The sequence below is a fragment of the Cupriavidus gilardii genome (assembly GCF_008801915.1).
In the GTDB taxonomy this organism is placed as follows: domain Bacteria; phylum Pseudomonadota; class Gammaproteobacteria; order Burkholderiales; family Burkholderiaceae; genus Cupriavidus; species Cupriavidus gilardii.
In genome coordinates, this window is the sequence record NZ_VZOV01000094.1 from 1 (window position 1) to 451 (window position 451).

A 451-nucleotide genomic window follows, 5' to 3' on the forward strand; every position below is an offset into this window, starting at 1 on the left:
GTTTCACACATGCATCGTACTTACTGGCATATGACGAAATACGTAATTATTTAACCGATTTAAAAGTCCCATGCACAGTCATTGCAGGGCAGCAAGATCAAATCACTCCTGCGTTAGGTATACAAGAGCTTGCTCAGGAATTGCAGTTGGAACAGCGCTTCGTCATAGAAGATGCAGGACATTTAAGTTATGTCGACCAACCGCAAGCATTTAACCAAATTATGTTGACGATTCAGGAACAATCGTAAGAGAGATTAAGGATTATGAGCTTCCAAGTTGAAGGAAAAGTTGCAGTTGTTACCGGTGGCTCATCTGGGATTGGGCTGGCTGCTGTTGAAATACTAGTTGCAGAGGGTGCAAAAGTTGCTTGGTGTGGTCGCGATGAAGAACGTTTAAATGCTTCTAAGCACTATATTTTAGAAAAATTTCCACATGCCAATATTTTTACCAA

General features: G+C 41.0%; 2 protein-coding genes. Both read left to right on the forward strand.

The genetic code is table 11. From position 1 onward, the window contains the following. Positions 1-248, forward strand: a 248-nt coding sequence (locus tag F7Q96_RS26600; protein WP_151023666.1) for an alpha/beta fold hydrolase, incomplete at its 5' end; no start/stop codon positions are given. Positions 249-263: 15 nt separating this feature from the next. Continuing rightward, a partial coding sequence (locus F7Q96_RS26605; protein ID WP_151023668.1) for an SDR family NAD(P)-dependent oxidoreductase occupies positions 264-451 on the forward strand: 188 nt, incomplete at its 3' end.